Genomic DNA, 8,830 nt, shown 5'->3' with positions numbered 1-8,830 from the left:
GGCCTGGACGCGGGGCCTGGACGCGGGGCCTGGACGCGGGGCCTGGACGCGGGGCCTGGACGCGGGGCCTGGACGCGGGGCCTGGACGCGGGGCCTGGACGCGGGGCCTCGCCCCGTCCCCGCCGGCGGAGTCAGGTGTCGGCCAGTGGAGGGACGGCACGTCGCGGCGGCCAGCAGAAGAAAATTCCCTTCGAGTCCGCCGCTCAACTCTGACGGAAGCCTAGGGCGGGCGAACCGGGCACGGCGAGACAACACATATATTTGAATACAAGATCTTTACGGGAATTTGTATTAGGCTATAACGGATTTTGCAGGATCACAATCGTCGCGCAGCGTCGCCTCTGGTTGCGGTGAGATCGGGGAGGTCTCGGATGGACCACGCGGACGACGTCGTATCCGAGGCGGCGCTCGTCGCGGCGCTCGAAGCCTCGGGCGGCGTCGGCTTCTGGATGTGGGACATCCTCCGGGACGAGGCGCGGGCCGATCCGGTGAGCGCCCTGCTGTTCAACATCAGCCCGGCCCGGTCGCGGGTCGGGGTCAGCCTCGCGGAGCTCCTGAAGGCCGTCCATCCGGACGATCAGCCCCACATCTCGCAGGTCATTCTGGACTGCGTCCGGACCGGCGGCTCCTACACGGCGGAGTACCGCGTCTGCTCGCCGGAGGGGCGGCTGCGCTGGCTGTTCACCCGCGGGCACTTCTACCTGGACCAGGACGGGCGACCGACCACCGGACGGGGCGTGATCGTCGAGATCTCGGACAGCAAGGCGGCCGGCGCGGCTTTCGCGGAGCGCGACGGGGACACGATCGACGACGCCCTCAGCCGCACCGCCGACCTCTGCCTGTCGCTGCACAACACGGTCTCGGTGGTCGGCGACACCGCCCTCGTGGCGCTGACCGAGACGCTGCTCCTCGAGATCGGCAAGCGCCTCGCGGAGCGCCAGCGCGCCGAGCGCAGCGGCGGCCTGCACTGAGCGGGGCAGCTGCCGGAGGTCGCGGATCGTCCGCTCGATGCGCGCCGCCCCGGCTTCGTCGACCGGCACCGGCTGTCCGGTCTCGTCCGGCCCGTCCGGCCCGTCCGGGACCGGCGCCCCCCCGCCTGCGACCTTCCGACCGGAACTTGGCCGTGCGGCACCCGTGTTTGCCGGTTGAATGAGCCCCGCGCTCGCAACTGCTGAGAGGTGAACGCCATGACCATGGACGCCCGCGAGATCTACGTCACGGCCCTGAAGAACACCCATGCTGTGGAGATGCAGGCGCTGCAGATCATGGAGCGGCAGGTCGAGCGCCTGGAGCGCTATCCCGAGATGGAGCAGGCCCTGCGCCGCCACATCGAGGAGACGCACGGGCAGCGCCACCGGCTGGAAGAGGCGCTCCAGAGCCTGGGCGACAGCCCCTCGACCCTCAAGGAGGGCTTCCTGGGCTTCGTCGGCAACATGATGGCGCTGGGTCACACGCCGGCCCAGGACGAGATCCTGAAGAACACCTACGCCAACCACGCCTTCGAGAATTTCGAGATCGCCGCCTACGAGTCGCTGCTCACCATCGGCGACGCCGCCGGCCAGCAGGGCCACCGGACGGCGTTCGAGCAGTCCCTCAAGGAGGAGCAGGCCATGGCGGAGGCGGTGCGCAAGCTGATCCGCCCGACCACCGAGCGCTACCTCTCCCTGACGGTATCCGGCGCCAAGGCCGACCGCTGAGGTCCCGTCGTCCCCGCCCCGAGACCGGGCGGGGACGGCCTCCCGTACCACCTTCGCCCGCTACCCGAGCCACGCTGACCCGGTCTGATCGCGCGCCCATGGACATCGGAAGCCGCCCATCGACGGACAGTCCCCGGCCGGAGCCGGAAACCGCCGGCGGGGCCCTGGGGAGGGGGTGCGTCCACCTCTGCGTGGACATGCAGCGCATGTTCGCCGAGCCCACCGACTGGCAGACCCCGTGGATGAACCGCGTCCTGCCCCATGTCTGCCGCCTCGCGGCGGCGCATCCGGAGCGGACCGTCTTCACCCGCTTCATCCCGGCCGCCCGGCCGGGCGAGGGCCGCGGGACCTGGGCGACCTACTCGCGGCGCTGGGCCGGCATGACCCGGGAGCGCCTCGACCCGGGCCTGATCGACCTCGTCCCGGACCTCGCCCGACTGGCTCCGCCCGCCGAGATCGTCGACAAGACCGTCTACTCGCCCTGGCTGGAGACGGGCCTCGACGCGCGCCTGCGCGCGCGGGGGGTCGACACGCTGATCGTCACAGGCGCCGAGACCGACGTCTGCGTGCTGGCCGCCGTGCTCGGCGGGGTCGATCTCGGCTACCGGATCGTGCTGGCCACCGACGGCCTGTGCAGTTCCTGCGACGAGGCGCACGACGCCCTCCTGCTGATGTACCGGATGCGCTACGGCCACCAGGTCGAGACGATGACGACCGCCGAGATCCTCGACCGCTGGCACTGAGCCGGCCGCGCGCCCTCCCGCCGCGCCCGAGCATCCGATCTGTAATGGCCAAGCTCAAGGCGAGTTCTCGGCCCGGCTCCGCCGGCCACCCCGGCTCACGAACACTCGATCCGTGCGGCCGCGCACGCGAAAAACAGTCGCGGCGCATGAACCGGTGGCCGGTGAGACCGTTATGTTCCTGAACAGGGTTCCGGAGGAAAGGTTATGGCCAAGCACGAGATCCTCGGCTACTTCGAGCACCGCCGCGACGGGGCCTGGGTCTGCGTCCGTCCCTTCACCCTGACCACGCGGGACGCGAGCGTCGACATCCGCCAGGGCATGCGCTTCGACTACGGCAAGCGCGTCGGGGGCGTCGATCTGGCCGAGTACCTCGAGCGCCTGGGTTCGCAGTTCGGCTCCTGAGGCGCGGTCACGCGCGAGCCGCAGATCGCAGACCCTTCGACGCGGCGCCGGGCGTGACCCCTGCGCCGCGCTTCGTCGTTCCGGGCGCCGCTCAGGCGCCGCCCCACTGCATCGTCAGGCCGCCATCGACCACCAGGGTGTGGCCGGTGACGTAGGCGGCGTCCTCCGAGGCGAGGTAGAGGATCGCCCGGGCGATCTCCTCGGGCTGGCCGGCCCGGTGCCACGGGATCCGCTCCAGGGACGCGTCGAGAACCTCCGGCTTCTCGAACCGGTCGGCGGTCATCGGCGTCTCGATCAGGCCCGGGGCGACGTTGTTGACGTTGATCCGATCCTCCGCGAGTTCGCGCGACAGGGACCGGCAGAGGGAGCCGAGCCCGGCCTTCGACATGCCGTAGGGGGCGCTCTCCGGCGTGGGCAGGTGCTGGGCCACGGAGGAGACGAACACGATCTTCCCGTTGCCGCCCTGGGCCCGGCGCATCCGGATGAAGGGGCGGGCGCAGAACAGCGGCCCCATGAGGTTCACCCGCAGGATCCGCTCCAGCACCGCGTCGTCCATCTCGGCGACCGGCATCCCGCTCATGGCCTGCCCGGCATTGGCCACGAGGATGTCGAGGGTGCCGAACTCGCTGCCGATGCGGTCGAAGGCCGCCGTGACCGCCGCCGGGTCGCCGACGTCGAGCTGGAGCACCAGCGCCCGCCGGCCCGCGGCCTCCACCCGCGCGGCGGTCTCGCGGATGCCCTCCGCGTCGCTGTGATAGGTGATGGCCACGTCGGCGCCCGCGCGGGCGAGCAGTTCCGCGGTCGCCTGCCCGATGCCGGAATCGGCCCCGGTGACCAGGGCGCGGGTGTCGGTGAAGCGCATCGCGGATCTCTCGCTGACGCCGCCGTCGCGGCGGGATGCCTGGGCAATGGGCGCCGCCCGGGCCGGTTCCGGGCGCGCGCAGCCGCCGCAGGGGAACCCGATCCGGGTTCGCGTCTTTGACGCCCCGCCGCCGCATGGCCTAGTGAGGTCGCATGTCCCTCGAAGATACGACCCGCTCGCTCGCGGAGGAGTGCGCGCCCGACACGCGGAGCCGCATCCTCGCGACGGCGGGCACGTATTTCCGCGAGATCGGCTACCAGAAGACGACCGTGGCCGACATCGCCCGGACGCTGAAGATGAGCCCGGCCAACGTCTACCGCTTCTTCGAGTCGAAGAAGGCGATCAACGAGGCGGTGCTGGAGCGGCTGATCGGCGAGAGCGAGGCGGTGATCCTCGGCATCGCCGACCGGCCGGGCCTCGACGCCACCGCGCGCCTCGCGGCGGCGATCGAGGCCCTGCATCGCGACTCCACCCGGCGCTGCGAGACGTTTCCCCGCCTGCACGAGATGATCGAGGCGGCGATGGCGGAGAGCTGGGACGTCTGCCGCCACCACGTCGCCCGGATCACCGCCGGGTTCGAGCGGATCATCCGCGACGGGGTGGCGCGGGGCGAGTTCGAGGCGGCCGATCCCGCCGAGGCGGCCGCCTGCGTCCACGTCGCCATCGCCCGCTACACCCACCCGCTGCTGGTGGGCTGCTCCACCCTCCAGCCGGTGCCGCCCATGGCGGCGATGACGGCGTTCCTGCTGCGGAGCCTCGCGCCGCGCGGGTCGCTCCCGTAGCGCGCCGCCTACTCGGAGGCCGGTCCCGCCTCCGGCGCCGGCTCGGAGGCGCTGGGCTGCGGCCCGTCATAGCCCTCGATCACCAGGATCTCGGCCTCGACGCCGCCGCGCTGCTTGGCCTTGGCGGCCTGGTAGAGGTCGGAGTTCCAGCAGGCGAGGGCGTCGGCGTAGCTCGGGAACTCGATCACCACGTTGCGGGACCGGGCCGGGCCCATCACCGCCTCGTGGGCGCCGCCGCGCACGAGGAACCGGCCGCCGAACTTGGCGAAGGCCGCGCCGTTGGCCGCCACGTAGTCCTTGTAGGCCTCCGCGTCGCGGACATCGACCCGCGCGATCCAGTAGCCCTTGGTCATGCTGCGTCTCCTGCCCTGCGGAGCGAAGTGGGACCGCTCCGCCCGAAGGCAATCCCGCTCGGATCAGGCGAGGTCCGCCACGATCGCCCGCGCCACCGCGCGGGGGTCGGCGGCGCCGGTGATCGGGCGGCCGACCACCACGTGGTCGATCCCGGCCCGGCGGGCGTCGCCCGGCGTCATGACCCGCTTCTGGTCGCCGGCCGCGGCGCCCGCCGGGCGGATGCCCGGGGTGACGATCAGCCGGTCCGGACCGACGACGCGCCGGACCGCGCCCGCCTCGGCGGCCGAGCAGACGAGGCCGTCGATGCCGATCTCGGCCGCCTGCGCGGCGCGCTTGGCGACGAGCTCCGCCACCGGCAGGCCGTAGCCGGCCTCCGCGGCGTCGGCGTCGTCGTAGGAGGTGAGCACCGTCACGGCGAGGATCCTGAGTCCCGCGCCCCGGCCGCGGACCGCCGCCCGCATGGTCTGCGGGTAGGCGTGGACGGTGAGGAAGGTGGCGCCGGAGCCCGAGGCCGAGCGCACGCCCTCCTCGACGGTGTTGCCGATGTCGTGGAGCTTCAGGTCGAGGAAGACCTTGAGCCCGCGGGCCGCCAGCCGCTCGGCCAGGGCGAGGCCGCCCGCGTATCCGAGCTGGTAGCCGATCTTGTAGAAGGTCGCGGCGTCGCCGATCCGGTCGATCAGCGCCTCGGCGGCCTGCACGCTCGGCAGGTCGAGGGCCACGATCAGGCGGTCGCGGGGGTCGGCAATCTCGGTCATCGGCGCGTCCTTCGGGGGTCGCGGCACGGATCACGCGCCGGCGATGCCTGTCAATGCGGGCGGGTCCGGGCGACGCCGTCCCCGACCCGCCGTGCGCGCCCCGCCTCGCGCGCCGTCCTTGCGAGCGCAGCGAAGCAATCCAGGGCGGCGCGCCGGTCTCGGATTTGATGTGTCGCTGGATTGCTTCGCTGCGCTCGCAAAGACGGGCGCGACCCTTCAGTCCCGAGGGATATGGGATGCGCATGTCGTCGCTGCCTGGACGAGGCCCCTCATCCTGCCATCACCCCGCCATCACCCGCGCCACCTCGGCGCGCAGCACCGGCAGCAGCTCTGCCTCGAACCAGGGCTCGCGCTTCAGCCAGCCGTTGTTGCGCCAGGACGGGTGGGGCAGGGGCAGGACCCGGGGGCGGCGCGGCTCGGCCAGGATCTCCCGCCAGCGCCGCACCGTCCCGGTGAGGCCGCCCTCCATCCGTCCGAGGTGCCAGCCCTGCGCGTACTGGCCGATCACCAGGATCAGCTCCAGGTCCGGCAGGCCGGAGAAGAGTTCCGCCCGCCAGCGCTCGGCGCATTCCCGGCGGGGCGGCCGATCGCCGCCCTTGGCGTCGAGGCCGGGGAAGCACGACCCCATCGGCACGATGGCCACCCGGGCGGGATCGTAGAACCGCGCCGCGTCGAGGCCGAGCCAGGCGCGCAGCCGCACGCCCGACGGGTCGGTGAAGGGCTGCCCGGTGCGGTGGGCGCGGGTGCCGGGGGCTTGGCTGGCGATGCAGAGGCGGGCCGTGGCCGAGCCCTGGACGATCGGCCGGGGCTCCTGGGGCAGGGGCGGCCCGTAGCGCGGCGTGTCGCGGCAGAGGCGGCAGGCGCGCAGGCGCGCGGCGGTGTCGTCGAAGGCGGGCATGGCCCGGAGATGGCGTCGCGGCGCCTGAAAAAGAAACGGCGCGGTGTCGCGCCGCGCCGTCGTCAGTCGGGTCTCTTGCCTTGGGGGGAAGGCCCACCCTTCCTACGCCGATCCGGGCCGGCGGAACGTGCGTTTCCTCACGCGCCCTTCACGCCGGAGAGGTCAAGCGGCAGCGAGCGCAGGCGCCGGCCGGTCGCGGCGAAGACCGCGTTGGCGATCGACGGCCCGAGTACGGGCACGCCCGGCTCACCGATCCCGGTGGGCGCCGCCTGGCTCGGCACGATGTGCACCTCCACCTTCGGCATCTCGCTCATCCGGGTCGGCTCGTAGGCGTCGAAATTGTGCTCCTGCACCTGCCCGTCCTTGAGGGTGATGCGGTTGCGCAGCACCGCCGACAGGGCGAAGCCGACCGCGCCCTCGACCTGCGCGCGGATCACGTCCGGGTTGACCGGAACGCCGACATCCACCGCCGCCACGATCCGGTTGACGCGGATCGCGGCGTCGTGCGCCGTGACGTCGGCCACCATGGCGACGTAGGAGCCGAAGGATTCGTGGACCGCCACTCCGAGGCCGCGGCCCTGGTCCTGCGGCTTGGCGCTCCAGCCGGCCTTCTCGGCGGCGAGCTTGAGCACGCCGGACAGCCGCGGCGCCTGGGTGAGGAGGGAGAGCCGGTAGGCGACCGGATCGACGTTGGCGGCGTGGGCCAGCTCGTCGATCATCACCTCCATCACGTGGGCCGTGTGGGTGTGGCCGACCGAGCGCCACCACAGGACCGGCACGCCCTCGCGGCCGTTATGGACGCCGAACCGGTAGGCCGGCAGCGCGTAGGCGGTGTCGGAGGCGCCCTCTACGGTGGTGGCGTCGATGCCGTTCTTGACGATCATCGCCTCGAAGGGCGAGCCGATCATGATCGACTTGCCGACCATCACGTGGTCCCAGCCGACCACCGTGCCCTTGCCGTCGATACCGGCCCGGACCCTGTGCAGCACGGTCGGGCGGTAATAGCCGCCGGCCATGTCGTCCTCGCGGGTCCAGACGAGGTGGAGCGGGGCCTTCTCGCCGGACGCCTTGAAGACGGTGGCGGCTTCCGCGAGGTAGTCGGCGGTGGGCGTCGCCCGGCGCCCGAACGAGCCGCCGGCCCAGTTGCTGTGCAGCCGGACCCGGTCGGCCGTCACGCCGAGGATCGCCGCCATGGTGGCCTGCTCGACGGTCTGGAACTGGAAGCCCGCGTAGACGTCGTAGCCGCCGTCGGACCCCTTCTCGATCGTGGCGTTCAGGGGCTCCATCGCCGCGTGGGCGAGGTAGGGGAAGGTGAACTCGGCCTCGACGACCTTGGCGGCGCCCTTGAGCGCCGCCTGCGGGTCGCCGCGCTCGGAGGCCGTCAGGCCGGGACCCTTGGCGCGCTCGCGGTACTCGGCCAGGATCGCGTCGGACGAGCGGGTCTCGGCGGTGCTGTCGTCCCAGGCGACGGTCAGCGCCTCGCGGCCCTTCATGGCCGACCACGTGTCGCGGGCGATCACCGCCACGCCGGTCGGCACCTGCACCACGTCGAGGACGCCCGCGACCTTCCGGGCGGCCGCGGCGTCGAAGCTCTTCACGGTGGCGCCGAAGCGCGGGGCCCGGGCGACGAGGGCCGTGACCTGGTTCGGGCGGCGGATGTCGAGGGAGTAGACCGCCGTGCCGTTCGTCTTGGCGACGGAATCGAGGCGCGGCACCGTCTGGCCGATCAGCGTCCACTCGCTCGGGTCCTTGAGCCGCGGCTCGGAGGGCACCGGCAGCGAGGCGGCCGAGGCCGCGAGCTCCCCGAACCGGGCCTGCCGGCCGGACGGGGCGTGGCGCACGAGACTGTCGGCGACCGTGATCTCGGAGACCGGCACCTTCCAGCGGAAGGCGGCCTCGGCCATCAGCATCTCGCGGGCGGCCGCGCCCGCCTTGCGCAGCTGGAACCAGGAATTGGCCACCGCGGTCGAGCCGCCGGTGCCCTGGATCGGGCCCATCAGGGTGTTGTTGTAGAGCGCCGCGTCCGCGGGCGCGAACTCGGTGCGGACGTGTCGCCAGTCGGCGCCGAGCTCGTCGGCCAGGATCGTGGCGAGCCCGGTCGTGTTCCCCTGGCCCATGTCGAGGTGCTTGATCACCACCGTGACGGTGTCGTCCGCGCCGATCCGCACGAAGGCGTTGGGCTGCGCCTTCACGTCGGCGAGGTTCGGGCCGGGCGCGGCGCGGGCGGGTTTCGGGTCGAGCCGGAACGCGACCACGAGGGCGCCGGCGCCCGCGAGCAGGCCGCGGCGGCTCGGACGGACGGGGAGGGGGTTCGGTCGACGGGCGTTCAGCATGGCG

The 8,830-nt window shown here is 72.6% G+C and carries 10 protein-coding genes; 5 read left to right on the top strand and 5 right to left on the bottom strand.

Features of this window, described 5'->3' with window-relative positions:
• Nucleotides 1–371 precede the first annotated feature (371 nt).
• From ACQKQD_RS21620 to ACQKQD_RS21605, 4 genes are all read left to right on the top strand, one after another.
• Nucleotides 372–971 carry a PAS domain-containing protein gene (locus ACQKQD_RS21620; protein ID WP_020093209.1) on the top strand — a complete coding sequence of 200 codons (600 nt, stop codon included), beginning with the start codon at nt 372–374 and terminating at the stop codon, nt 969–971.
• Between the two features lie 216 nt (nt 972–1,187).
• On the top strand, nt 1,188–1,697 hold the full coding sequence (locus ACQKQD_RS21615) for a ferritin-like domain-containing protein (protein ID WP_091677612.1): 510 nt from the start codon (nt 1,188–1,190) through the stop codon (nt 1,695–1,697).
• 98 nt (nt 1,698–1,795) lie between these two features.
• The gene (locus ACQKQD_RS21610; protein ID WP_082557760.1) at nt 1,796–2,440 is read left to right on the top strand and encodes a cysteine hydrolase family protein; all 645 of its coding nucleotides are present in this window, start codon (nt 1,796–1,798) and stop codon (nt 2,438–2,440) included.
• 204 nt (nt 2,441–2,644) lie between these two features.
• Nucleotides 2,645–2,842, top strand: a complete 198-nt coding sequence (locus ACQKQD_RS21605; protein WP_012318739.1) for a hypothetical protein — start codon at nt 2,645–2,647, stop codon at nt 2,840–2,842.
• 91 nt (nt 2,843–2,933) lie between these two features.
• Here ACQKQD_RS21605 and ACQKQD_RS21600 read toward each other — a convergent pair whose 3' ends face one another.
• A complete protein-coding gene (locus ACQKQD_RS21600; RefSeq protein WP_427509514.1) occupies nt 2,934–3,704 on the bottom strand; it encodes an SDR family NAD(P)-dependent oxidoreductase in 771 nt (256 codons plus the stop codon).
• 152 nt (nt 3,705–3,856) lie between these two features.
• Here ACQKQD_RS21600 and ACQKQD_RS21595 point away from each other — a divergent pair, with 152 nt between their 5' ends.
• Nucleotides 3,857–4,486, top strand: coding sequence for a TetR/AcrR family transcriptional regulator (locus tag ACQKQD_RS21595; protein WP_020093213.1), 630 nt, complete (start codon nt 3,857–3,859; stop codon nt 4,484–4,486).
• 8 nt (nt 4,487–4,494) lie between these two features.
• On the opposite strand, the gene ACQKQD_RS21590 is transcribed toward ACQKQD_RS21595, so the two are convergent.
• The 4 genes from ACQKQD_RS21590 to ACQKQD_RS21575 all read right to left on the bottom strand — a co-directional run bounded on the left by ACQKQD_RS21590 (nt 4,495) and on the right by ACQKQD_RS21575 (nt 8,826).
• Nucleotides 4,495–4,839: a DUF1330 domain-containing protein gene (locus ACQKQD_RS21590; RefSeq protein WP_020093214.1), complete on the bottom strand. Its 345-nt coding sequence runs from the start codon at nt 4,837–4,839 to the stop codon at nt 4,495–4,497.
• A gap of 63 nt (nt 4,840–4,902) precedes the next feature.
• Complete coding sequence (gene pyrF, locus ACQKQD_RS21585) at nt 4,903–5,595, bottom strand: orotidine-5'-phosphate decarboxylase (RefSeq protein WP_056523322.1); 693 nt, start codon at nt 5,593–5,595, stop codon at nt 4,903–4,905.
• Nucleotides 5,596–5,875: 280 nt separating this feature from the next.
• A complete protein-coding gene (locus ACQKQD_RS21580) occupies nt 5,876–6,493 on the bottom strand; it encodes a uracil-DNA glycosylase family protein (protein ID WP_056523320.1) in 618 nt (205 codons plus the stop codon).
• A gap of 137 nt (nt 6,494–6,630) precedes the next feature.
• On the bottom strand, nt 6,631–8,826 hold the full coding sequence (locus tag ACQKQD_RS21575) for a molybdopterin cofactor-binding domain-containing protein (protein ID WP_427509513.1): 2,196 nt from the start codon (nt 8,824–8,826) through the stop codon (nt 6,631–6,633).
• Between the last annotated feature and the right edge of the window lie 4 nt (nt 8,827–8,830).

The organism is Methylobacterium sp. NPDC080182 (assembly GCF_050281105.1).
Taxonomy (GTDB): Bacteria; Pseudomonadota; Alphaproteobacteria; order Rhizobiales; family Beijerinckiaceae; genus Methylobacterium.
Note: the sequence above shows the minus strand (reverse complement) of the source record. Positions and strands in the feature narration are given on the sequence as shown.